This is a genomic window from Butyricicoccus pullicaecorum DSM 23266, from assembly GCF_900167005.1.
Classification (GTDB): Bacteria; Bacillota; Clostridia; order Oscillospirales; family Butyricicoccaceae; genus Butyricicoccus; species Butyricicoccus pullicaecorum.
Genome location: NZ_FUXW01000002.1, coordinates 356,845 through 381,868, shown reverse-complemented (window position 1 = coordinate 381,868; position 25,024 = coordinate 356,845). Strand labels below are relative to the sequence as shown.

At 50.3% G+C, this 25,024-nt stretch carries 21 protein-coding genes, 1 tRNA gene, 1 other RNA gene, 1 riboswitch and 2 other annotated features; of the genes, 13 read left to right on the top strand and 10 right to left on the bottom strand.

Annotated features, from left to right (window positions below; all coding sequences use genetic code 11):
- The first annotated feature begins 41 nt into the window (after positions 1 to 41).
- From ffs to B5D52_RS06020, 5 genes are all read left to right on the top strand, one after another.
- Positions 42 to 310: signal recognition particle sRNA large type (gene ffs, locus B5D52_RS06040), an RNA gene on the top strand.
- 103 nt (positions 311 to 413) lie between these two features.
- Positions 414 to 2,027: a DNA polymerase III subunit gamma/tau gene (gene dnaX / locus B5D52_RS06035; RefSeq protein ID WP_016146714.1), complete on the top strand. Its 1,614-nt coding sequence runs from the start codon at positions 414 to 416 to the stop codon at positions 2,025 to 2,027.
- An 18-nt stretch (positions 2,028 to 2,045) separates the two neighbouring features.
- Positions 2,046 to 2,396, top strand: coding sequence for a YbaB/EbfC family nucleoid-associated protein (locus B5D52_RS06030; protein ID WP_016146713.1), 351 nt, complete (start codon positions 2,046 to 2,048; stop codon positions 2,394 to 2,396).
- A gap of 3 nt (positions 2,397 to 2,399) precedes the next feature.
- Complete coding sequence (gene recR / locus B5D52_RS06025; protein WP_040332474.1) at positions 2,400 to 2,999, top strand: recombination mediator RecR; 600 nt, start codon at positions 2,400 to 2,402, stop codon at positions 2,997 to 2,999.
- Positions 3,000 to 3,032: 33 nt separating this feature from the next.
- On the top strand, positions 3,033 to 4,628 hold the full coding sequence (locus tag B5D52_RS06020) for a peptide chain release factor 3 (protein ID WP_016146711.1): 1,596 nt from the start codon (positions 3,033 to 3,035) through the stop codon (positions 4,626 to 4,628).
- Between the two features lie 114 nt (positions 4,629 to 4,742).
- Here B5D52_RS06020 and B5D52_RS06015 read toward each other — a convergent pair whose 3' ends face one another.
- From B5D52_RS06015 to pheS, 7 genes are all read right to left on the bottom strand, one after another.
- Positions 4,743 to 5,486 (bottom strand): GntR family transcriptional regulator, encoded by a 744-nt coding sequence (locus B5D52_RS06015; protein WP_016146710.1) that lies wholly within the window; start codon positions 5,484 to 5,486, stop codon positions 4,743 to 4,745.
- 51 nt (positions 5,487 to 5,537) lie between these two features.
- A complete protein-coding gene (locus B5D52_RS06010) occupies positions 5,538 to 5,720 on the bottom strand; it encodes a hypothetical protein (RefSeq protein WP_016146709.1) in 183 nt (60 codons plus the stop codon).
- 15 nt (positions 5,721 to 5,735) lie between these two features.
- Entirely contained in the window at positions 5,736 to 7,016 is a 1,281-nt protein-coding gene (locus B5D52_RS06005) for a cytosine permease (RefSeq protein ID WP_016146708.1), read from the bottom strand.
- Positions 7,017 to 7,071: 55 nt separating this feature from the next.
- Positions 7,072 to 7,554, bottom strand: a complete 483-nt coding sequence (locus tag B5D52_RS06000; RefSeq protein WP_016146707.1) for a nucleoside deaminase — start codon at positions 7,552 to 7,554, stop codon at positions 7,072 to 7,074.
- Between the two features lie 251 nt (positions 7,555 to 7,805).
- A complete protein-coding gene (locus B5D52_RS05995; protein ID WP_016146706.1) occupies positions 7,806 to 8,051 on the bottom strand; it encodes an IreB family regulatory phosphoprotein in 246 nt (81 codons plus the stop codon).
- Between the two features lie 73 nt (positions 8,052 to 8,124).
- Positions 8,125 to 10,533, bottom strand: coding sequence for a phenylalanine--tRNA ligase subunit beta (gene pheT / locus B5D52_RS05990; protein ID WP_016146705.1), 2,409 nt, complete (start codon positions 10,531 to 10,533; stop codon positions 8,125 to 8,127).
- 45 nt (positions 10,534 to 10,578) lie between these two features.
- The gene (pheS, locus tag B5D52_RS05985; RefSeq protein ID WP_016146704.1) at positions 10,579 to 11,598 is read right to left on the bottom strand and encodes a phenylalanine--tRNA ligase subunit alpha; all 1,020 of its coding nucleotides are present in this window, start codon (positions 11,596 to 11,598) and stop codon (positions 10,579 to 10,581) included.
- Positions 11,599 to 11,699: 101 nt separating this feature from the next.
- Positions 11,700 to 11,934 (bottom strand) — a binding site (T-box leader).
- 173 nt (positions 11,935 to 12,107) lie between these two features.
- On the opposite strand from pheS, the gene B5D52_RS05980 reads away from it, so the two are divergent.
- The 8 genes from B5D52_RS05980 (at position 12,108) to B5D52_RS05945 (ending at position 20,928) form a co-directional block, all read left to right on the top strand.
- Entirely contained in the window at positions 12,108 to 12,458 is a 351-nt protein-coding gene (locus B5D52_RS05980; RefSeq protein ID WP_016146703.1) for a DUF2500 domain-containing protein, read from the top strand.
- Between the two features lie 82 nt (positions 12,459 to 12,540).
- Positions 12,541 to 12,614 (top strand) — tRNA-Cys (locus tag B5D52_RS05975).
- A gap of 18 nt (positions 12,615 to 12,632) precedes the next feature.
- Positions 12,633 to 12,852: a binding site (T-box leader), on the top strand.
- 94 nt (positions 12,853 to 12,946) lie between these two features.
- Positions 12,947 to 15,577, top strand: coding sequence for a valine--tRNA ligase (locus B5D52_RS05970; RefSeq protein WP_016146702.1), 2,631 nt, complete (start codon positions 12,947 to 12,949; stop codon positions 15,575 to 15,577).
- Between the two features lie 59 nt (positions 15,578 to 15,636).
- A complete protein-coding gene (locus B5D52_RS05965) occupies positions 15,637 to 16,923 on the top strand; it encodes a bifunctional folylpolyglutamate synthase/dihydrofolate synthase (protein WP_016146701.1) in 1,287 nt (428 codons plus the stop codon).
- Between the two features lie 59 nt (positions 16,924 to 16,982).
- Positions 16,983 to 17,321 carry an STAS domain-containing protein gene (locus B5D52_RS05960; RefSeq protein ID WP_016146700.1) on the top strand — a complete coding sequence of 113 codons (339 nt, stop codon included), beginning with the start codon at positions 16,983 to 16,985 and terminating at the stop codon, positions 17,319 to 17,321.
- Entirely contained in the window at positions 17,309 to 17,755 is a 447-nt protein-coding gene (spoIIAB, locus tag B5D52_RS05955; protein ID WP_016146699.1) for an anti-sigma F factor, read from the top strand. Before B5D52_RS05960 ends, spoIIAB begins: the two co-directional genes overlap by 13 nt.
- Complete coding sequence (locus B5D52_RS05950) at positions 17,748 to 18,413, top strand: sigma-70 family RNA polymerase sigma factor (RefSeq protein WP_016146698.1); 666 nt, start codon at positions 17,748 to 17,750, stop codon at positions 18,411 to 18,413. Before spoIIAB ends, B5D52_RS05950 begins: the two co-directional genes overlap by 8 nt.
- A gap of 118 nt (positions 18,414 to 18,531) precedes the next feature.
- Positions 18,532 to 20,928: an ATP-dependent helicase gene (locus B5D52_RS05945; RefSeq protein WP_016146697.1), complete on the top strand. Its 2,397-nt coding sequence runs from the start codon at positions 18,532 to 18,534 to the stop codon at positions 20,926 to 20,928.
- 57 nt (positions 20,929 to 20,985) lie between these two features.
- On the opposite strand, the gene feoB is transcribed toward B5D52_RS05945, so the two are convergent.
- The 3 genes from feoB to metK form a co-directional block, all read right to left on the bottom strand.
- Positions 20,986 to 22,839, bottom strand: coding sequence for a ferrous iron transporter B (feoB, locus tag B5D52_RS05940; RefSeq protein WP_016146696.1), 1,854 nt, complete (start codon positions 22,837 to 22,839; stop codon positions 20,986 to 20,988).
- Positions 22,840 to 23,073 carry a FeoA family protein gene (locus B5D52_RS05935; protein WP_016146695.1) on the bottom strand — a complete coding sequence of 78 codons (234 nt, stop codon included), beginning with the start codon at positions 23,071 to 23,073 and terminating at the stop codon, positions 22,840 to 22,842.
- 130 nt (positions 23,074 to 23,203) lie between these two features.
- Positions 23,204 to 24,391 carry a methionine adenosyltransferase gene (metK, locus tag B5D52_RS05930; protein WP_016146694.1) on the bottom strand — a complete coding sequence of 396 codons (1,188 nt, stop codon included), beginning with the start codon at positions 24,389 to 24,391 and terminating at the stop codon, positions 23,204 to 23,206.
- An 87-nt stretch (positions 24,392 to 24,478) separates the two neighbouring features.
- Positions 24,479 to 24,578: riboswitch (SAM riboswitch) on the bottom strand.
- Positions 24,579 to 25,024: the final 446 nt, after the last annotated feature.

The following is a 25,024-nucleotide window of genomic DNA, read 5'->3' as shown; positions in this document are numbered from 1 at the left end:
ATAGTATAATGTATAAGTATGTTATGCAGTGTCTTGTAAGGCTGCACTAGGCGGGGCGGTAGCGGTGCCCTCTTCCTGCAATCCGCTATAGCAGGGCTGAATTCCGGTTGGGAGGTGCGGCATCTGGATGCTTGCAGTTAACAGGCCGGTGATGAGAGATTGGTACTGTGCAACGTGGGACTGTGAACCATGTCAGGCGGGGAACCGAGCAGCATTAAACAGAACCCTGCGTGTGCCACAGGTTTGCCGATTTTGAACGGGCTTGGTAAAAAGGCTGTCCGGATGTTCGTTTCGATCTTCTGGTGTGCGGTCTTACAAGGCACTGCATAACAGAAAACAACGTTGGATTGGTGGGCAGGTGATGAATCTGCCCATTTTTTCATCTTAATCTCAGGGAGGCTTATCGGTAATTCATGTATCAGGCTCTTTACCGTAAATGGCGCCCGCTCTGCTTTGCAGACGTAATCGGGCAACAACATATTACGGACACGCTGCGTGCACAGCTCAGCACCGGCAGGCTTTCCCATGCCTATCTCTTTACCGGTACGCGCGGTACTGGTAAAACAACCTGCGCGAAAATCTTAGCACGCGCAGTCAACTGTGAGCACCCGGTAAACGGTGACCCTTGTAACGAGTGCCCATCTTGCCGCGGTATTTTGGACGGTTCGGTTCTCGATGTTGTTGAAATCGATGCAGCGTCCAACAATGGCGTGGATAACGTGCGTGAGATTCGCGATGAAGTCCGCTATGCGCCTTCCTCGGTGCGTAAAAAGGTCTTTATCATCGACGAGGTGCACATGCTCTCAGCAGGTGCATTCAACGCGCTGCTGAAAACCTTGGAGGAGCCGCCGGAGCACGTCATGTTCATCTTGGCGACAACCGAAATCCACAAGGTTCCCGCGACCATTCTGTCGCGCTGTCAGCGCTTTGATTTCCGACGAATCACGCCGGACGCAATCGCCAAGCGACTCATGGAAATCGCAGCACAGGAGCAAATCGCACTGACCGAAAATGGTGCAAAATTGATTGCACGACTGTCCGATGGTGCGATGCGTGATGCACTGTCCATGTTAGACCGTACGGCTGGCTGCGAGGTAGTAGATGACGAAGCAGTTTCCAAAAGTCTGGGTATTTTAGGTTCTACCGATACCCTTGCACTGATGGAGGCCGTGAAAACTGCCGATCTGGCAGCTGCGATTGCCGAAATCGGACGTGCCTATGAAGCTGGTCGTGATCTATCCGGTGTGATCGATCAAATGCTGGGACTTATCCGCGATATGCTGCTAATTAAGACAGCGCATGGCGATGTCTCCGCGATGATCTCACCGGCATACACAGCAGAACAGCTCAAGCGGTTAGGGGAGGGGCTTGCCCCTGCCACGCTCATCGCGTACAGCCGCATCCTACAGGACGCAGCTGCACATATTAAGTCTGCGAGCAATCGTCGCGTAGAAGCCGAACTGTGTATGATTCGTCTGTGCACCATGGGGGCGCAGGCTTATGATTCTCTGTCCGGACGCGTGGAAGCACTCGAAGAAAAAATTAAAAACGGTATCCCTGTTGTGCAAAAAGTCGTGTCGGCTGCGGCCTCGGATAACGACGGCCCTCCGCCGCCAGGGGATGAAGATGCACCGCCTTGGCTTCAGGAAGAGGGACAACCCGCGGCAAACGATGCGTCCGCGTCTGCGGAACCGCAGCGTGCAGATTGGCCCGGCTGGCCGCAAGTTCTGGAACAGGCTTCCGGTTCTATCAATATGGGTGCACTGACTTGTCTTCAGATTTCGTCTCGCGCTGAGCTGGATAACGGACAAGTATTGGTATTTTGTGAAGATGATGTAACGGCTGGGCTCGCTGGAGCGCATCCGACCATCGATAGATTGTCAGAAATTGCCTCGGCAGTTGCCGGACATGCGGTTCGACTCAAGGTCTTTGGACCTGATCAACAGCCGCAGCGGCACAAGCAGGCAGTGTCTGATGAAATTTTAGAGAAAGCAAAAGAATTTGACATTCAAGTCACAGAGTTTTAATTCTAGGAGGAATTCAAGATGGCAAAGGGTAAATTCGGCGGTATCGGCGGCGGCATGAACATGCAGGCCATGATCAAGCATGCGCAGAAGATGCAGCAGGAGATGCTGCGTGCACAGGAAGAAATGGCACAGACCGAGACCGAGGCAACCGCTGGCGGCGGCGCTGTAAAGGCTGTCGTACTGGGTACCACTTCGCTTAAGTCCCTCGAAATCAAGCCCGAGGTTGTTGATCCCGAAGATATCGAGATGCTGCAGGATCTGGTTATGGCTGCAATCAACGAGGCTCTGCGCAAGGCACAGGAGCAGTCCGAGAACAACATGCGCGCAATCACCGGCGGCATGAGCGGCGGTATCCCGGGTGTACTCTAAGGGATGAAATTCTTTGCGCCGCCAGTTGAGCGGCTGATAGAAGAATTTGCTCGTTTACCTGGTATCGGTCAGAAAACTGCGCAGCGACTGGCATTTCACGTATTGGACATGTCCAAAGAAGATGCACAGCGCTTTGCGGATGCGATTATGCAGGCAAAAAGCACAGTATTTACCTGCAAGGTTTGCCAAAATCTGACCGATTCCGAAATTTGTCCGATCTGCTCCAATCCCAACCGTGACCCCGGTGTAATCTGTGTGGTTGCAGACCCGCGCGATGTACTGGCATTTGAGCGCACACGCGAATACAACGGTTTGTATCACGTGCTGCACGGTGTCATCTCCCCGATGAATCACATCGGCCCGGATGACATCCGCATTCGTGAGCTGTTACAGCGCGTAGCAGACACTGATGTACGCGAAGTCATCATCGCGACCAATCCTGACACCGAAGGTGAGGCGACCGCCATGTATTTGGCTCGCTTACTCAAGCCTTTCGGTGTTGCTGTCACGCGTCTGGCATACGGTATTCCGGTCGGCGGACATTTGGAGTACATCGATGAAGTCACGCTCATGCGTGCTCTCGAAGGCAGACGAGAGATCTAAAATCCCTATTTTGACACGTTGGAGGAATCGACTTTGTCCGATTTGAGACAAGAGATACAAAATCGGCGTACATTTGCGATCATTTCGCACCCTGACGCCGGTAAAACAACCATTACAGAGAAATTTCTGCTATACGGCGGTGCAATCCAGGAAGCAGGTATGGTTAAGGGTAAAAAGAATTCCCGCCATGCGGTTTCTGACTGGATGGAAATTGAAAAGCAGCGTGGTATTTCGGTTACTTCGTCTGTCCTTCAGTTCCACTATGACCAGTACTGCATCAACATTCTGGACACTCCTGGTCACCAGGACTTCTCTGAGGATACCTATCGTACCCTGATGGCAGCAGACTCTGCAGTCATGGTTATCGATGCGTCAAAGGGTGTCGAGGCGCAGACTCGCAAGCTGTTTAAGGTCTGTGTCATGCGCGATATCCCGATTTTTACCTTCATCAACAAGATGGACCGCGAAGCACGTGATCCGTATGAACTATTGGAGGAGATCGAGAACGAGCTCGGCATTGGTACCTATGCGGTGAACTGGCCGATCGGTTCCGGTAAGGAATTCCGCGGCGTTTACGACCGCATGGACAACGAAGTTATTGCTTTTGAAGGTGTGGATGCCCGCCATGAAGTTACGGCAACGCATTTGCAGTTCGGCTCGGATGAGCTCAAAGAACGTCTGTCCGAGGTACAGTATCAGACGCTGGCGGATGATATCGAACTGCTGGAAGGTGCTGGCGATGAGTTTGACCTGGATGCTGTGCGTCACGGTAAGCTGTCTCCGGTCTTCTTCGGATCGGCGCTGACCAACTTCGGTGTTGAGCCTTTCCTGAAGAAGTTCCTGACCATGACCACCTCGCCGCTTCCGCGTAACTCGGATATTGGTGTCATCGATCCGTTTGACGAGCGTTTTTCTGCCTTTGTCTTTAAGATTCAGGCAAACATGAATAAAGCACACCGTGACCGCATCGCATTTATGCGTATCTGCTCGGGTAAATTCGAGCGCGGCAAGGAAGTGTTCCATATTCAGGGCGGCAAGAAAATTCAGCTTGCGCAGCCGCAGCAGTTGATGGCGCAGGATCGCTCGATCGTAGATGAGGCTTATGCCGGTGACATCATTGGTGTATTTGACCCCGGCATCTTCTCGATTGGCGATACCGTATGTGATCCCAAGCTCAAGTGCACTTACTCGGGCATCCCGACCTTTGCACCCGAGCTGTTCGCAACCGTTCGCCAGAAGGATACGCTCAAGCGCAAGCAGTTCGTCAAGGGTGTTACCCAGATTGCACAGGAAGGTGCAATCCAGATCTTCCACGAGCCGAATACCGGTATGGAAGAGGTTATCGTAGGCGTTGTTGGTCAGCTGCAGTTTGAAGTACTTGAATATCGCCTCAAAAACGAATACGGCGTTGATATCATTCGCGATATGCTTCCGTATGAGCATCTGCGCTGGATTGAAAACGATGAGGAAGACTTTGACTACAAGAAGCTTATGCTGACGTCCGATACCCGTGTGGTACAGGACTTCCGCGATCATCTGCTTCTGTTGTTCACCAGCCCCTGGAATATCACTTGGGCACTCGATCATAATGAAAATCTGAGACTGGCAGAGTTTTCGCAGAACTCATAAAAATCAGCCTCGCAGAGATATCTCTGCGAGGCTTTTTCTTACTTTAATCGCCAGAAAATAATACAATACAAAAAAGAGGGACTCATTTGAGTCCCTCTTTCAGTTTTTAACCGTTCAACCTGAGTAAACAAACTCACGTTGTCTGATTTGACTTAACGTCAGCAGCTGTGTATCAATATACTCTGAAGCAAAGAACAAAGGAATATCATCCTTATCATACGTCAGACTTTTGAGCAACAACATTGGACGAGAACCAAATGGGCTCAAGTCCCGCAAATCATCGCTCATGCACACATGCAGTTCCACCTTATCCCAGGCGACTTTTCTGCCCGACCGTTCATATATCAGTTGGAACAGAGACGGTTCACCTTCCGGCACCGGAGCATCTCCCCACAGAGAAGCGGGGAGGATGTCCTCACAATAGACACAAGGACGATCATCTGCGTAAAAAATCTTTTTTGCGCGGATACAGGCGGTAGATGGTTCGATCTGCAACCCCGCAGCGATCTCTTCATCGGCAGGGAAGACCTCCCAACCAACCATACGAACATTCGGCGTATATCCGCTGCGTGCAATGATATCACCAAAGTGCATTGCCGGATTCAGTGTAGCCTTCATATTCATACAGGTTCGATTGACAAAGGTTCCTTTGCCTTGCCGTCTGAGCACCACACCTTCAGATGCCAATTCATTAAGCGCACTGCGCAAGGTCACTCTGCTCACGCCAATCAGCGTGCACAGCTGTTCTTCTCTTGGCAGTTTATTATCATGTTCCAAGTCCAACGTACGTATGTATTGCATCAATGCACGCTTTGCCTGGGTTTTGAGATCCTCTCGCTGAATCATTTGCGGTGCCATGAAACCATCCTTTCCGGTATCAGTATATCATGCCTGCACCGCAAAGTCCAGTCAGGGACGCCAAAAATAGAACGCATATGCCATAATAATGATGCTTACAATCAGAATACCGCTTCCAACGTTGCACATTGCGGCAGTCGGTGCAAGACAGGACATGAAAGAACCGATGCCCATGATAATCAGGCCGATGAATGCGATAATTTTATACTTGGTCAAATTAGCTTGCTGTTTCATGACTTTCATCCTCCCTTAATCCTGCTTTTCTTTGAAAATCTTAACAAGGATCGGATAGAGCACAATAGCGGCAATGATTCCGTTGAGTGAGCTGAGTCCAAAGCTCATGCGCTCAAGCAGAACGACAATACCGTAGGAAAGTGCCCAAGTGACCCACGGGGAAATCGTCCAGTCTCTCAGTGCAGCTTCATCCAGCGGTGCATAGTGACCTCTGTGCACGATGTAGAAATCCGAGAGGATAATGCCGGCCAACGGCGGAACGATAACACCCAGCACGTTCAGGAAGGTAAACAGAGAATCGATCTGGTAAGGCTTGGTCAGCGTCAGAAGAGCAGACAGCACCAGGATCACACTGATCAGGATCTTACGATCCATGTGGAACGCATTGGACAAATTCAGCGAAGTCGAATAAATATTGGATGCGTTGGTAGTAAAGATGTTCGTAGTCATCAGAATGATGGACGGAACAACCAGGCCCAGCGTCAACAGAACGCCGGTCAGGTCACTGTTACCAACCGCAATAGATGCAATTGCACCGCAGATGACCAACAGACTATTGCCGCCAACTAGGCCAACGATTGCGCTCAGCGCTGCCTGCTTCATGTTCTTTGCATAACGCATGATGTCTGCAATACAGGTCGCTGTGGACAGAATCCAAGTACCGATAACAACCGTGGTACCACCTGCAATGCTCATTGGATCAGAAGGAATAAACTCGGTAATGACCGAGAATGCACCTGCTACGCCAACCGACTTAATCGCGGTTGCCAGAGACAGGAAAATGATCGAAGGAATCGCAATATAGCCCAAAATGGTAATTGCGTTAATGCCAATGAGAGCGAATACGCCCATAACCAGAGCAGAAAGCATCATCGTAATGCCTTCGGCAACCGGGCCAAAATCAAAAATCTGGGCAATGAAATGGCCATAAGTTGCAGACTGAATGGTGTACCATCCAAGGTTTACGATCGGCACAAACAGGGAAGCCAAGCGCGTACCCTTCGCACCAAAGCTGTATCGCGTAATCAGTGCAAACGTCAGACCAGTCTTACAAGCAATGACGCTCACCAGAATCGCAATCGCACTCAAAAACAGGTTACCTAAGAAAGTCGCGAGAATAATGTCTTTGAAGTTCAATCCAGCTGCGAGGCCGCCGCCAGCCATCATACTGGTAATGACAAATACAAAACCGGTCCAGACAATTGTTAAGCTGAAGAAACTCTTTCTCTGATTTGCGGGAACTGCGCTGAGCTCATAATCTGTATTCTGCTGCGCAGATGCGGTAGCAGTTTTCATAAACGCTCACTCCTTCTTTCAAATCTTAAATATCCTTATCCTGAGAATTGAATGATCAATCCCAAAAACCCTCATGGACTGCTGCAGCCTCTTCTTCCACCTCAGGGAAGGGGCCAAATACCTGAATCTGCTTCTGTCCGCGTGCCAGAACCTCACGGCACGGCAGATCAAACGTCGGATTCTGTTCATTGCTGCCGGTCAGCTCCAACAGACGGCGCTCGGTCATGCCATATACAATGCAGCCGATGTTTGCCCAGTAAATAGCACCCGTACACATTGCACACGGCTCTGCGGTGGAGTACAGCGTGCACTTCCACAGGAAATCCTTGCTGTATTCCTGAGACGCACGGTCTGCCAGCGTGCATTCCGCATGTCCGGTGCACTTCTTGGTGGTAATCTCAATGTTCTGCTGCTCCATCAGGATTTCTCCATCCGGACCAACCAGCAAAGCGCCAAACGGCGTATTTCCGGCTGCACGTGCTTCCTTGGAAACCTCAATGCAGCGCTTTAAGTACTTGATGTGATCCTCGTGAGTCATATTGTACCCTCCCAAATTGATAAGACGTAATAGGTATTACCTTTTATACCCAACATGATATCACTGCATATCTAAAAAATATAGAGGAATAGTTGACAATTTTTGTTGCTTTTCGTTGTTAAATTCACCAAGTATGATAAATTTTTTTCAAATATTTTGGTCGTTTAATCAAAAACTGTCATTTCACACATGGGTATAAGGAAACAAAAAGGCCTTCCCAAAACGGGAAGGCCTTCATTGGTCTTACTACCTTAGCTATGCAGATAATGTGCAACAAGCTCCTGCATCAACTCATCACGATCGATCTTACGAATCAAGCTGCGTGCATTGTTGTGATTGGTGATGTAGGTAGGATCCTCGGAAAGAAGATAGCCGACGATCTGGTTGATCGGATTATAACCCTTTTCCTTCAGGGCATCGTAAACCGTAGTCAGAACCCGCTTCATTTCGGCGTTCTTATCATCTACGAGGCTAAATTTTCTGGTTCCATCGAGCATTTTGGCTGCCTCCTTTCAATCGTGAAAAGCTCTGCTTATAGAATAATACATTTCGTCGAAAAAGTAAAGTCTTTTATCCGCGAAGTACTGCACCGAATTCCGTCTCAAGGGCTACAATGGCCTTCTTCATGGCTGCATCGCACTCTTCGTCGGTCAGCGTACGGTCTGCTGCGCGCAGGCTCATCGAATAAGCGACACTCTTCTTGCCAGCCGGAATCTGATCGCCCTTGTAAACGTCAAACAGCGATACATTCTCGAGCAGGCTGCCTGCAGCATTGCGAATTGCCTTTTCCAGAGACGCAACCGGAATCTCATCGTCGCACAGAACGGCGATATCACGGGTAGAAGCCGGGAACTTGGGCAGCGGCTGATACAGCTTGGTGTTATCCGATGCAGCAAACAGTGCGTCGATTGCAAGCTCAGCAGCCAGTACCTCACCGCCAATGCCATACTTCTTGGAAACCAGCGGATGTACTGCACCAAATACGCCGACATACGCCTCACCAGCATATACCTTTGCGCAGCGGCCCGGATGATAAGACGGGTTGGTCTTCTCCGGAACAAAGGAGACATCCTTAACGTTCAGCTCACGGCAGATTGCTTCAATGACGCCCTTGAACTGGAAGAAATCCATCTGACCATAGGTTCCCAGCGTCAAAATCTTTTCCTCGTGCGGCAGAACTTCCGGGTCAGCCTTTCCGTCCTTGATGCTCGGGGTATAAATCGTACCCATCTCGAACAGGGAAGCGGTCGGATTGCGATGTGCATGGTTGTGTGCCAGATTATCCAGCATGGACGGCAGGACGGTGGTACGCATAACCGAGAAATCTTCACCCAGCGGGTTCAGAATCGTGGTCGAAATGCGACGTACATCATCTGCGGGCAGATTGATTGCATCATAGAACTTGGGGCTGATGAACGAATGGCTCATTGCCTCGTCAAATCCAGCCATGCGGCATACGGCAGAAGCGTCACGCTCCAGCTGCTGCTTGGGCGTATACTCGCCCTGTACCATCTCACCAGCATACAGCGTGGTCGGAATGTTATCATAGCCGTACATGCGTGCAACTTCCTCAGCAACATCGCACATACGCGCAATATCTACACGGAAATCCGGAACGATGATTACGCCATCTTCAACGCGGAACTCAAGGCGCTCCAGGTATGCAATCTGCTGCTCGGGAGTCAGGTCGATACCCAGCAGTGCATTGATCTTTTCCGGCTCGAAGGGCAGGGTCTTTGCAGGCTGCTTGCCTGGATATACATCGATGACACCATCGATTACTTCACCGGCACCCAGCTCCTCAACCAGCTCACAAGCACGCAGCAGAGCAGGCATGGTCAGGCTGGGGTCCAGCCCCTTCTCAAAGCGGCCGGAAGCCTCGGTGCGCATGCCCAGTGCCTTCGCCGTGATACGAACGGTTGCACCATGGAAGCATGCAGACTCGAAGACAACGGTCTTAGTCGAGTCGGTGATTTCGGAGTTTGCGCCACCCATAACACCAGCAACTGCTACCGGCTTGGAGCCATCGCAAATCGCCAGCATCTCATTGGTAATGGCACGATCCTGGCCATCCAGCGTCTGAATTGCCTCGCCCTCAACCGGACGACGAACAACAATCTTACCGTCAGACAGGCAAGCATAGTCAAATGCGTGCATGGGCTGGCCATACTCGAGCATGACATAGTTAGTGATATCGACAATATTGTTGATCGGGCGAACACCAGCAGCATTCAGACGCTCACGCAGCCAAGCCGGAGAGGGCTCAATCTTGATGTTCTTGACAACCTTTGCCGTATAGCGCGGGCACAGCTCAGGCTCCTTCACCTCAACCGAGATATAATTCTTGATATCGTCGCCGCAGCCCTTAACAACCGGCTCACGAACAGCAAACGGACGGTCGAAAGTCGCTGCGGTCTCACGTGCCAGACCAATCATAGACAGGCAGTCCGGACGGTTGGAAGTAATTTCGAACTCAACGACATCTTCGTTCAGACCCAGTACATCCTTGATGTCTGCGCCTACCGGAGTGCCTTCGGGCAGAAGCAGAATGCCATTCTCGCATGCGTACGGTACGCAGCCGTGGTCGATGCCAAGTTCCTGGAACGAGCACATCATACCGTTGGATACCACACCGCGCAGCTTGCCCTTGGTGATCTTGACGCCGCCGGGCAGGGTAGACTTATGCAGCGCAACCGGGCAGATGCAGCCAACGGTCTCAGGGGTGATGTTCGGTGCACCGGTAACGATCTGAACCGGCTCTTCCTGACCTACGTTCAGCTGGCAAATTACCAGATGATCGGAGTCCGGATGCTTTTCAACCGACAGAATCTCACCGGTCACAACATTATCAATTTCAGCGCCCAGATTTTCAATGCCCTCAACCTTCGAACCGGACATCGTCAGCGCTGCGGCATATTCCTTAAGCGAAATGCCATCAATATTCGTATAATCTTTCAGCCATGAAAGCGGCAGTTTCATTTTCTTGTTCCTCCCAATATGGATAATAATCGGTACACAATCTAATTAGAACTGGTGCAGGAAACGGACATCGTTCTCATAGAACAGACGGATATCGTCAATCTTGAAACGGCCCATGACCATACGCTCCAGACCAATACCGAACGCGTAACCGGAATACTCATTGGGGTCGATTCCGCATACTTCAAGTACGTGAGGATGTACCATACCGCAGCCCAGAATCTCGATCCAACCTTCGCCCTTACACAGGCGGCAGCCTTCGCCGTGGCACTGATAGCACTGAATGTCCATCTCAGCAGACGGCTCGGTGAAGGGGAAGTGGTGCGGACGGAAACGTACAACCGTATCGTCACCGTACAGCTTCTTTGCAAACAGCTCCAGAATGCCCTTCAGGTCGCTCATGCGGATGTCCTTATCGACAACCAGGCCCTCGATCTGATGGAACAGGGGAGAGTGGGTTGCGTCAACTGCATCCGAACGGTATACGCGGCCAGGCGCAATAATACGGATCGGCGGCTTCTTCTTCTCCATGGTGCGTACCTGCATCGGAGAAGTCTGGGTACGAAGTACCACATTATCCGAAATATAGAAGGTATCCTGCGTATCGCGTGCCGGATGATCCTTCGGAATGTTCAGTGCTTCAAAGTTGTAATGATCGAGCTCTACCTCAGGACCTTCTGCGATCGAAAAGCCCAGACCCAGGAAAATTTCCTTAAACTCGTCCAGAACGACATTCAGCGGGTGCTTCTTGCCCAGTGCGATGGGCTTGCCGGGCATCGTAACGTCCAGCGTCTCGCTTGCCAGCTTCTCTTCCAGCGCAATGCGCTCAATCTCTTCACCGCGTGCGGTCAGCGCCTGCTCCAGCTGTGCAACGACATCGTTGATGAGCTGGCCCATTGCCGGACGATCTTCCGGTGCGACATCCTTCAGACCCTTACGGATGGCGGTCAGCGCACCCTTTTTGCCCAGATACTTTACGCGTACGTCGCCCAGCTCACGGGCGGTTTTCACGCTGCTCAGCGCTTCCTTCGCTTCTGCGAGGATGGCTTCGAGCTGTTCTTTCATAGTGGAACACTCCTTGCAATATTTTATAATACGTTTCTGCTTGTGAGAAAATATTCTGCGGCATCTATTTAATTGGAACAAAAAAGCCTTCGTCCCAGTAAATCTAGGACGAAGGCCGCATAACTCCGTGGTACCACCTAGCTTCGCAGAACAATCTGTCTGCGCGCTCGTTTTCCCGTAACGTGGGAAGAATACGGAGACACCTACTTCATATCTTCAGCGCCTCAGCTCACAGGGGAACTTCACCCAAACTTCTGACACGGCAGCTTTCAGCCGGTGACTGCCGCTCTCTGAGAAAGATCCGATCAGGTTACTTTTCCTGCTCATCGCAATTATCAATATATAAAGAATACTTTATCACTATATCACAGCTTTTCTGACTTTTCAAGCCCCGAATGATAAAATCACTTGACGATTCTTCGTTCTTTTTGTTGCACAGTGTCATAATATCTATTATAATGTAGCTATATCAATAGCACCTACACAGAAAAAGGAGGCGTGTCATCGGTTTGTTTGGGTTTAATCTGGTATTTTCATTATTTCCGATCTTTTTCGGTATTATTTTAATTCTTTTTATTGTACAGTTGGTGCGAGGAATCGCGCAATGGCATACGAACAACCAGTCTCCGCGCTTATCGGTGACTGCAAGAGTCGTGGCCAAGCGAACCGAAACACATCACCATCATCACGACAATCACATGCATACGTCGACTAGTTATTACGCAACTTTTGAGTTTGACAGCGGTGATCGAATGGAGTTTTCTCTACGCGGCTCAGACTATGGCATGTTAGCCGAAGGAGATCGCGGCACGCTGTCCTTTCAGGGCACTCGTTTTCTGGACTTTACACGCAAAAGCTAATTGTTTTCCAGCCTGCATAGGCTGGAAAACTTTTTGATTGACAAATTCCGGCAAAGCCGATATAATAGACAAGAACTGATTTGGTACCATAGCCAAGCGGTAAGGCGTGGGACTGCAACTCCCTGATCCCCAGTTCGATTCTGGGTGGTACCTCCATTTCTTTTCGTGAATATCGCAAATGCAGTGAAAAAGAGGAGTACCTCTTACAGCCTGTCTTTTAGAGAGCGAACCATCTGGTGCAAGGTTTGCAGGCAGGGAAGAGGGAAGGTCGCTTTGGAGCTGGAATATTGAAATTCAGTAAATATTCCCGGGACGTCCCGTTATCGGCGAAAAGTGCGCAGAACTGCTGCGAATTTAGGTGGTACCACGGAAATCTACGGTTTTCGTCCTATTGAGGACGAAAACCGTTTTTTATTTCTCTGATTGATCATCAGAGGCATGAAATCGCAAAAATATCAAATCTTAATATCATAAAAGGAGAGATCTAAATGGCGAACGAACTTCCCAAGACATACGATCCCTCTGCCGTAGAAGATAAACTGTATCAGTTCTGGAACGATTCCGGATTCTTCAACGCAGAGGTAGACGAGAACAAGAAGCCCTTTACCATCGTCATCCCGCCCCCGAACGTTACCGGTCAGCTGCACATGGGTCATGCATTCGATGAGACCCTTCAGGATATCCTGATCCGTACCAAGCGCATGCAGGGCTATTCCGCACTCTGGATGCCCGGTACCGACCATGCAGGTATCGCAACTCAGATCAAGGTTGAAGAAAACCTGCGTGTCAACGAGGGCAAGACCCGTTACGATCTGGGCCGTGAAGAGTTCCTCAAGCGCGTTTGGGACTGGAAGCACCAGTATGGCAACCGCATCATTTCTCAGCTCAAGAAGCTCGGTTCTTCGTGTGACTGGCGCCGTGAGCGCTTCACCATGGACGAGGGCTGTTCCAAGGCTGTTAAGGAAGTCTTTGTAAACCTGTACGAAAAGGGTCTGATCTACAAGGGCAGCCGCATCATCAACTGGTGCCCGCACTGTGCAACCGCACTGTCTGACGCTGAGGTTGAGTACGAAACCCAGCCCGGCAAGCTGTGGCACATCAAGTATCCGATCAAGGATTCCGACGAGTACCTCGTTGTTGCAACCACCCGTCCTGAGACCTTCATGGGCGATACCGGTGTTGCAGTCAACCCCAACGACGAGCGTTACAAGCATCTGGTCGGCAAAACCTGCATTCTGCCGATCATGAACCGTGAAATTCCGATCTTCGCTGACGATTATGTCGATATGGAATTTGGTACCGGCTGTGTTAAGACCACCCCGTGCCATGACCCGAACGACTTCGAGATGGGTCAGCGTCACAACCTCGAGCAGATTCTGGTCTTCAACGAGGACGCAACGGTCAACGAAAACGGCGGCAAGTATCAGGGTCTGGATCGCTACGAGTGCCGCAAGGCTGTTCTGCGTGATCTGGAAGAGGGCGGTTACCTCGTCAAGACCGAGGACCACGAGCACAACGTTGGCACCTGCTATCGCTGCGGCACCACCGTTGAGCCGATGACCTCTGCACAGTGGTTCGTTAAGATGGCTCCGCTGGCAAAGCCCGCTATGGACGTTGTCCATGACGGCCGCGTCAAGTTCGTTCCCGGTCGTTTTGCAAACACCTACCTGCGTTGGATGGAAAATGTTCACGACTGGTGCATTTCCCGTCAGCTGTGGTGGGGTCACCGCATCCCGGCTTACTACTGCGAGGACTGCGGCGAGATGACCGTTGCTAAGGAAGACGTCACCGTTTGCCCGAAGTGCGGCGGTACGCACATTCATCAGGAAGAGGACGTTCTGGACACCTGGTTCTCCTCTGCACTGTGGCCGTTCTCGACCCTCGGCTGGCCGGAAAAGACCCGCGAGCTGGATTACTTCTATCCGACTTCGGTTCTGGTCACCGGCTATGACATCATCTTCTTCTGGGTTGCTCGTATGATCTTCTCTGGTATGGAGCAGATGCACGAGGAGCCGTTCAAGACCGTCTATATCCATGGTCTGGTACGCGACGCACAGGGCCGCAAGATGTCCAAGTCGCTCGGCAACGGTATTGACCCGCTGGAAATCATCGAGCAGTACGGCGCTGACGCACTGCGCTTTACTCTGGTTACCGGCAACTCGCCCGGAAACGACATGCGTTTCTCCACCGAAAAGGTTGAGGCAAGCCGTAACTTTGCAAATAAGATCTGGAATGCATCCCGCTTTATCCAGATGAACCTGACCATTGACAATGCAGAGCTTCCCGCTGATCTGGCACTGGAAGACAAGTGGATTCTGCACAAGTACAACGAACTGGTCAAGGCAGTTACCGAGAATATCGATAAGTATGAGCTGGGTATCGCCGTTCAGAAGCTGTACGACTTTATCTGGGACAACTTCTGCGATTGGTATATCGAGATCGTAAAGCCGCGTCTGCAGAATCACGACGACGTTGCAGCAAACGAGCGTGCCCAGAAGGTTCTGTGCTATGTTCTGCGTGGCACCATGCAGCTGCTGCATCCCTTCATGCCCTTCATCACCGAGAGCATTTGGCAGGCTCTGCCGCACGAGGGCCCGTCGATCATGGTTTCCAAGTGGCCTGAGTATCAGACCGAGCTGTGCTTCGCTGCTGAGGCTGAGCAGGTTGAGACCATGATGGATACCATCCGCGCTATCCGTGCCCGCCGTGCAGAGATGAACGTTCCGCCCTCCAAGCGTGCACAGGTCATTCTACTGACCGACGAGCGTGCTGCTTACGAGGCTGGTATCCTGTTCTTCAGCAAGCTGGCATACGCATCCGAAGTCATCTTCGCAGATGCAATGCCCGAGAATGCTGACTCCATGGTATCGGTTGTCACCAAGGGTGCAACCGCATACATGCCGATGGGTGAACTGATCGACTTTGAGAAGGAGCGCGAGCGCCTGAACAAGGAAAAGGCTAAGGTTCAGAAGGATCTTGACTTTGTCAACAAGAAGCTGAACAACCCTGGCTTTGTCGCAAAGGCTCCGGCTGCTGTCGTAGAGCAGGAGCGCGAAAAGGTTGCAAAGCTCGAAGAGCTGATGGCTAAGCTGGATGCAAGCCTGGCAGCACTCAAGTAAACATGACAAGAAAGGGCTCATATTGAGCTCTTTCTTTTTATCAAAAAGGAGGGATTCTCTTGAATCAACTTTCTCCCGTTGAAAGCATCCATGCACTTGGACGCTTTTCCGGCAAGCCCGGACTGCACCGCATCCGGGCATTATGTGATGCGCTGGGCAATCCGCAAGATCGGTTGAAATTCATCCATATTGCCGGCACCAACGGAAAGGGCAGTACCGCTACCATGTTGGCATCGGTATTACAGCATGCAGGCTATCGTACCGGCCTATACACTTCGCCTTACCTTGTGACCTTCCACGAGCGCATTCGTGTCAATGGCACTATGATTTCCGACTCCGATTTGAGTCGTTTATTCGAGCAGGTGCAGGCTGCTGCAAACGCCCTGACGCTTCCTGAAAACGAGCACATCGGTGAGTTCGAATTTGTAACTGCAATCGCCTTTCTGTACTTTCTGGAACAAAACTGTGATATTGTTGTGCTGGAGACCGGGCTTGGAGGTTCATACGACGCAACGAATATTATTGCACCGCCAGAAGCCGCCATTATCACCTCAATTTCTCTCGACCACACTGCAGTACTGGGAAATACTGTTGAGGAAATTGCCCGAACAAAAGCCGGAATTTACAAGCCGGGCAGCATTCACATCACATCGAACGGACAAGCTGATGCAGTATATGAGCAATTAAAAGCATGTGCACCCGATCTCATCATCGCTCCCGATGCAGAGATTATATCCGCTGATCTATCAGGTTCTAAATTTATTTGGCAGGGAAGAACCTATCAAATTTCCTTACCCGGACTCTACCAAGTCTCCAATGCGTCGACAGTGTTAACCACTTTACAGCAGCTAAAAACAAGAGGTTGGCATATTTCCGATCAAGCGATCTCTGACGGTTTGTTCTCTGCATACATTCCCGGCAGAATGCAAGTATGCGCAACGAATCCCTATATATTATTAGACGGTGGCCACAATCCAGATGGAATTCGAAAACTTTCATCTTCTGTAAAGTCATTTAACATTACAGGCTCTATCCACCTGGTCATCGGCATGTGCAAAGATAAATCAATCCACGATGCTGTAAAGGAAATTAACTTTCCAGCGCAAAAATGCTATGTTACACCGTTGCAGAACGAGCGCACTATGGATGCAAACGAGTTGGCAGCACTGATGCATCCTATTTGTAAGGATACGGTGATTTGTCAAGATTGCGCAGAGGCCATAACACAAGCAAAAGCACAGGCTGCACCAGATGATCTCATCCTGATTTGTGGTTCTCTCTATTTGGTTGGTGAGGCAGAAGAAATTCTGCGCGCTGACAGAAAGGGGCAAAATATTTCTCTCTAATCTGCTATACTATTCACTGCCATCGACAGCAACTCATTACGACATTGGAGTGAAAGTTTATGCAGATTATACACGAACGGGAAGGAACCAATTTAGTCGTTTACTTAGTGGACGAGCTCGATCAACACAGCGCACGCACAGTCATTGATGCTCTCGATCGTATCGTTACTTTGTATCCAGAAGAATCGATCATTTTAGATCTCAGCCGACTCACTTTTATGGACAGCTCCGGACTTGCTGTGGCGGTCAATCTATACCGCTCACTGGAACATAGCGGCCGCACGCTGATCATTCGACACACCCCTCCGCAGGCCATGCGTGTTTTTCACGCCGCTCATCTGGAGCGCAAAATTCAGTTCATCGATCAAGCAGGGGAGGGTGCAGTATGCAGATCTTAAATCGAATGTCCGTGCGCTTCGACAGCCGCTCGGTGAATGAAGCGTTTGCGCGTATGACGGTCGCCGCATTTGTCGCTCAGCTTGATCCGACACTGGAAGAACTCAACGATATCAAAACCGTCGTCAGCGAAGCCGTCACCAATGCCATCGTACATGGCTACCGCGATCAAGTCGGTGAAATTCTGGTCAGTGCGCGCTTGCTTGAGGGAAATTTTATCGAGATCAAGGTCAAAGATCATGGCTGCGGCATTCCCAACATCGACCAGGCACGTCAACCACTCTTCACAACCGGAAACAGCGAGCGTTCGGGAATGGGCTTTACCATCATGGAAAGTTTTTCGGACAAGCTCAAAATCCGGTCGTCTGTGGGACGCGGTACCACCGTCACCATGCTGCGCAAAATCACCGGTCGCGGGACAGGTGCCAATGACTGATCGCGAGGCGAATGTGCTCAAGGAACACAGCGGTCTTGTGTGGAGCATTGTACACCGCTATCAAGGACGCGGTGTGGAAACCGACGACCTGTATCAGCTTGGCTGCATCGGCTTACTAAAGGCCGCTCGTGGGTTTGATCCTCAATATGGCACGCAATTTTCTACATATGCTGTTCCCAAAATCGCAGGTGAGATCAGACGATATCTGCGCGATGATGGACCAGTCAAGGTCAGTCGAACCTTACAGGAACAGTCCTTTCGTCTGCGGCAAGCACAGGAAGATTTAGAGCGTAAATCCGGTCGTTCGATTACAGTCTCAGAACTTGCCGCACATGTCGGATTATCCATCGAGGAAACCGCCGCTGCACTCCAGTCTGCTCAGCCGGTACAATCTCTGGAGTGTCCTGCGGGCGAATCAGACTTCTGTCTTTTAGACACCTTATCCTCCGGCAGCCCCGAAGAGGATATCACCACGCGCATTTCACTTCAACAGGCCATTTCCAAACTTCCGAGCCGTCTGGCGCAGGTCATCGCCATGCGCTATGGTCGAGAAATGACCCAACAGCAAACCGCTCGCGTTTTGGGCGTCTCCCAAGTGCAAATCTCACGCTTGGAGCATAAAGCGGTCGATCTTTTACGTCAAGAACTTATTTCATAACCTCCATCAAAAGAACCTGCTTTTCTTGCAGGTTCTTTTCTCTTGTGAAATTCTTTTACACACCGCGCCTTACATGGTATAATGATGTATGATCAGAACCATAAGAGAGGATATTCCCATGAAACCAACAAAATTTGACATAAAATTCGCATCCGTGCGCAAAGCTGTCATTGAGCAGGTATTTTCGCGCATGAACGACCGCCAGCGAGAAGCAGTCTTTCAGACCGAAGGGCCTCTGCTGGTACTGGCTGGCGCTGGAAGCGGCAAGACTACGGTGCTCATTCATCGTATTATCAATATCCTGCGTTTTGGACATGGCTACGATAGTCCCTATGCAACGCCGGGCGCTACGATGGAAGATCTCGCATTTTTAGCCGACTACACGGCCGATCCCAAGCCGGAAAACCAAGCACGTGCGATGGAACTCTGTGCAGTTTCTCCGGCAAAGCCTTGGGAAGTCGTTGCTATTACATTCACAAACAAGGCCGCTCGCGAGCTGCAAGATCGCTTAACCCGTGCAGTCGGCGAGGCAGATGCATCCGCGATCTGGGCTTATACATTCCACACTTGCTGTCTTCGTATTCTGCGCCGTGATATTGAACGTCTGGGCTACAACCGTACCTTTACCATCTATGATGAAGATGACAAAAAACGTGTTATCACTGATTTGATCCGCCGGTTAAAACTGGATGAGAAAATCTTTGATGCACGCAAGGTCATGGGCGAAATCAGCCGCGCCAAGGACAATCTCATCACACCGCGTACCTTTGCACTCGAGCAGCGCAGCGAATTTTACATGGGTCGTATTGCCGATCTGTACACCCTGTACGAAAAGGAAATGCGCGAGAATAACGCACTGGATTTTGATGATATCATTATGAAAACGGTTCAGCTGCTCCAGGACAATCCAGATATTCTGGAACACTATCAGCGCAAATTCCGTTACGTCCTAGTTGACGAGTATCAGGACACCAACCATGCACAGTATGTTTTAACCTCGCTGCTTGCAGGCGGTTATCAAAACATCTGTGTTGTAGGTGATGATGACCAGTCTATTTACAAGTTCCGCGGTGCGACCATTACCAATATTCTGGAATTTGAGAAGCAGTTCAAAAATGCCCGCACCATCCGCTTGGAGCAGAATTATCGCTCGACCAATACCATTCTGGATGCGGCAAACGGTCTGATTCGCAACAATGTCAACCGAAAAGGCAAGGAACTCTGGACCAAGCAGGAAGGCGGCAGCAAAATTAAACTGCATCGTTCGGATACACAGGAAAGCGAAGCACAGTACATCGCAGCACGCATTCTGGAAGGCGTTGCAAAGGGTTGTAAGTGGAGCGATTTTGCCATTCTGTACCGCAACAACGTCCTTTCCAACGCGGTAGAGTCGGCATTCCGCCGCAACTCCATCCCGTACCGCATTTACAAGGGCCGCGACTTCTTCAGTCGTGCGGAAATTCGCGATATGTTCGCGTACTTATGGGTGATTGAAAACCCGTCTGACACCCTGCGCCTCAAGCGCATCATCAATGTTCCGGCACGAAAGATTGGTGCTCGATCGGTTGAGATTGCCGAGGAACTCGCAGCACAGCACAACACCATGCTTTACGACATCGTAAGCCATGCAGATGCATACAGCGAACTTGGCCGCGGTGCAGCTGCAATGAAGCGATTTGGTGACATGATGCAGGAGCTGCGCGACATGCAGCAGACTGCATCACTGTCCGAACTGTACGACGCAATGCTTGATCTGTCTGGTTATCAAGAGGCGTTGGAAAACAAAAATGATATGGAATCCCGCTCGCGCCTGGAAAACATTATGGAATTAAAGTCCAACATCGTAGAATACGAGAACAAGGCCGAAGATCCTTCTCTTGCAGGATTTCTGGAAGAAATGGCACTGTATACCGATGCTGACCAGGACGAAGAAGAGGACGATACCGTTCTGATGATGACCATGCATTCGGCCAAGGGTCTGGAATTCCCGACCGTTTTTCTGTGCGGCATGGAAGATGGACTATTCCCGAGTTTCCGCGCAGACGAGAGTGACGAAGATCTGGAAGAAGAGCGCCGACTGTGCTACGTGGCAATCACACGTGCCAAGCAGCAGCTGTACCTGACCTGTGCAGAACGCCGGCTGATGTACGGTCAAACCAGATACGCGCGTCCGTCCCGCTTCTTGCAGGAAATTCCCGCAGAGTTGCTGGACTCCAACCTGACCGAACGTGCGCGTCAGGCTGAAGCGGAACAAGCGCAGAAAAAAGCATATCGCCCGCGCTCTACGGTCAATCAATCCTATCGTTCGGCTTCTGCTTTGCAGTCTTCCATGACCACTTCGTCTGTTCCTACCTTTGCATGCGGTGATCGTGTGATGCACAAGGCATTCGGCGAGGGTATGATTACTTCGGTCAAGCCCATGGGCGGCGATCAGCTACTCGAGATCGCTTTTACAGCCAAGGGTACCAAGCGGTTAATGGCTAAGTCTGCTTCGCAGTTTATGCATAAAATCTAAATATATAAAGACCTTCAATCCCATTTTGGCATTTGAAGGTCTTTTTCTTATGGATATTTATAACAATACCGATATGCTGTGTACGATAAAACACAGAGTGACACCAAACAGAGTCGGTAAAATCATACCAATCAGCATCCACTTTGTGCTTCCAGTTTCCTTCCGAATGGTCAAGCAGGTTGTAGAACACGGCCAATGGAAAAGAGAAAACAGGATAAAACATACCGCAGTCACCGATGTCCAACCGTTTTGAGCCAATAAGACGGCCAAATCGGATAACTGATTGATCTCAACTAAGGTTCCAGAAGAGAGATATCCCATGAGAACAAGCGGAATCACAATTTCATTTGCCGGAAAGCCCAAGATAAAGGCCAATAAGATCATGCCATCTAGACCAATGTAGCGTGCAAACGGGTCTAATGCGCCAGCAAAAATGGTCAGTAGTGTATCCGAACCCACCTGTATATTTCCAATGCACCAGATCAGCAATCCCGCAGGAGCTGCAACACACACAGCACGCAGTAGAACAAACATGGTGCGATCTCGCAGTGATCTTACGATAATTTTTCCAACCTGCGGTCTGCGATATGGCGGAAGCTCTAGAAAAAAGGCCGAAGGCATGCCCTTTAAAATGGTTTTGGATAAAAGCCACGAAGCGACCAGTGTCATAAAAACACCCACTATTACCACACAGGTCAAGCTGATTGCAGCGAGCAGAAATGTTTTGGCGCTGGACTGGGTCGTTCCGACAATAAACAGGGTAATCAGGCTGATAATCGCCGGAAAACGTCCATTACAGGGCACCATCGTATTGGTCAAAATGGCAATCATTCGGTCACGCTCGGAATCTATAATGCGGCATCCCACCACACCAGCTGCATTACATCCCAGTCCCATACAGAGCGTCAACACTTGCTTTCCACATGTACGCGCTTTGCAAAATACATGATCCAGATTAAACGCAATACGTGGCAAATATCCGATGTCTTCCAAGCAAGTAAAGAGGGGAAAGAAGATCGCCATTGGCGGCAGCATGACTGACACAACGGATGCTAATACATTCCATCCACCATCAATCAACATGGCGCGCAGCCACTCGGGCGCCCCCAACCATGTAATCAAGTCATTGAGCGGCTGTGCGCATGCAAACAGAAGGTAAGACAGCCATTCCGATGGTACATTTGCACCAGTAATAGTCAAAAAGAACACCAGTGCAATGAGCGCAAGCATAATCGGAATGCCATAACGACGGCTTGTCAGAATCGCATCAATTTTACGGTCTCGGTCAGGTATTCTCGCATCCACCGTAACGGTTTCTACTGCAATCTGCTCGGCTGCATGAACAAAGGATGACAAGGGAGGGAACTCCGTAACGTTTTTCTGATCTGTGGTCTTTATGCTGTTGTTCTCAACCAGTGTTTCTACGGTCTCCATCAGGTGATCCAAACCCTTACCCGTAGCTGCGGTACATGGTACCACCGGAATTCCCAACCGTTTTTCAAGCGCAGGAACATCAATAGAAATGCTCTTTTTTCGCGCTTCATCCATCAAATTAAGGCATAACACCGCTCTTTGGGTCATAGATAAAATTTGCAGCGTAAAAATCAGATTGCGTTCCAGACACGTTGCGTCCACGACGATGATAATGCAATCTGCTGTGTTCGACTGCAAAAATTCGCGTGCAGCATCTTCCTCCGCCACGTGCGAATGCAGTGCGTATGTCCCCGGCAGATCGACCAAACAGAAGGTCTTTCCATTCCATCGCACAATACCGTTAGCACATGTAATGGTCTTACCCGTCCAGTTCCCGGTATGCTGATGCAAATGGGTCAAGGCATTAAAAACCGTACTTTTTCCCACATTCGGATTGCCTGCGAGCGCTATTTTCCCCGCGAAGATGCGCTCCGCCATCTAGCACACCTCTATTCCCATACAGTCCGCACGCCGCAGGGCGATGACCGTTCTTCTCACCTCGTAGGCAACCGGATCACCGAGAGGCCCCGCACCCAGACATTTTACCGTGGTTCCTTCTAAAATCCCTAAGGCGGTCAGGCGCTCGGCTAGCGTCTCTGGCACCTCAATTCGACCAATGACTGCCTGCTGTCCAGCTGGCATCTGTGACAAACTGCTCTTGCAACATGTCATAAGTTCATCCATCCTTTCGCTGGTTATTACGTTTTCTATCTACGCCAGCGTATGCAGCAAGCCAAACTTCGGTGCAAAAAGGGGAGCGTCTCCCAGTGGAAACGCTCCCCTTAAATGTTTAAATCTTATTTTATTCTGCCAGTGCAGCACGCAGAGCGTCTACCTTATCGGTATCCTCCCAGCGAACGCCCAGATCTTCACGACCCATGTGGCCGTAAGCTGCCAGCTTACGATAGATCGGACGGCGCAGCTCCAGATTCTTAATGATTGCAGCCGGACGCAGGTCGAATACCTTCTCGATTGCAGCTTCCAGCTTTGCCTCGTCTACCTTACCGGTGCCAAAGGTGTCAACCATGATCGATACCGGCTCTGCAACACCGATTGCGTATGCCAGCTGGACCTCGCAGCGGCTAGCAAAACCTGCTGCAACAACATTCTTCGCAACATAACGTGCTGCGTATGCTGCCGAACGGTCAACCTTGGTCGGGTCCTTACCGGAGAATGCACCGCCGCCATGACGGCCGATACCACCGTAGGTATCAACGATGATCTTACGACCGGTCAGACCGGAGTCACCCTGCGGACCACCAATTACAAAACGACCGGTCGGGTTGACGTAAATCTTGGTCTTGTCGTCGAGCAGCTCTGCCGGAACGGTCGCACGGATAACATGCTCGGTGATATCTTCGCGAATCTGCTCGAGGGAAACCTCGGGTGCGTGCTGCGAAGAAACAACGATCGCCTCTACGCGAGCAGGACGGTTGTTTTCGTCATACTCGATGGTAACCTGGGTCTTACCATCCGGACGGAGGTAGGGCAGGGTACCGTTCTTGCGCACTTCGGTCAGACGCTTTGCCATCTTGTGTGCCAGCGAGATGGGAAGGGGCATCAGCTCCGGGGTCTCATCACAAGCATAACCGAACATCATGCCCTGATCGCCTGCGCCATTTTCCAGCGCTGCGTCTGCATCGCCTTCCTTGCGCTCGAGAGAGTTGTCAACGCCCAGTGCGATGTCCGCAGACTGCTCATCGATGGAAGTCACAACTGCGCAGGTGTTTGCGTCAAAGCCATACTTTGCACGGGTATAACCGATATCCTCAATGACCGAACGTGCAATCTTCGGAATATCGACGTAGCAGTTGGTGGTGATCTCACCCATGACCGAAACAATACCGGTGGTCACAGTGGTCTCACAAGCAACACGTGCGCTGGGGTCCTGTGCATAGATTGCGTCCAGAACAGCATCCGAAATCTGGTCACAGATTTTGTCCGGATGGCCTTCAGTAACAGACTCAGAGGTAAACAGATGTCTTGCCATAATGTTAAAAATTCCTTTCTTCCAGTCGCGCATACCTCAGAGCAAAAGAAAAGCTCCCGACAGGCGGGAGCACATTCGCTGATCGAAGCCTCATCTTTACGATACTACCGCCGGATTTGGCACCTTACAAGTCCTTGCAGGTTGCCGGGTTTCATAGGGCCGATCCCTCCACCACTCTTGATAAGGTATGCTATTTTTTAAAGTGGCTATATTATACCGGCTGTGTCGTCTTTTGTCAAGTAGCGACATGTCCATATTTTTTTCGGAAAACAGTCCAATTCTTGTTCTTGATACAGCTGGTTATAATCTTTTGCGCATTTTTGTGTAAAAATCTTGTAAAATCGAGAAGGTTAGTGCTGGAAAATTCGCGCAGCGTGTGTTATATTAAATATGTATATCAGCCTGTCAAACGTTAAGCCTTTGATCCTATGGTATCATGGAATCGATCTCATAGCGTTATGACAGGACTTTTTTCTGTTTGCTTCGTCAAAATTCATCCTATTTTGATCGATTGATTATGGCAAACATTCAAATTGACTTTGAAAATTGAAAGTTGTACCATGAGTATATTCTCTTGCATACCCGTATTTCATTTGGGCAAGTGCAAAAAGTATGACTGAATCTTTCCAATTG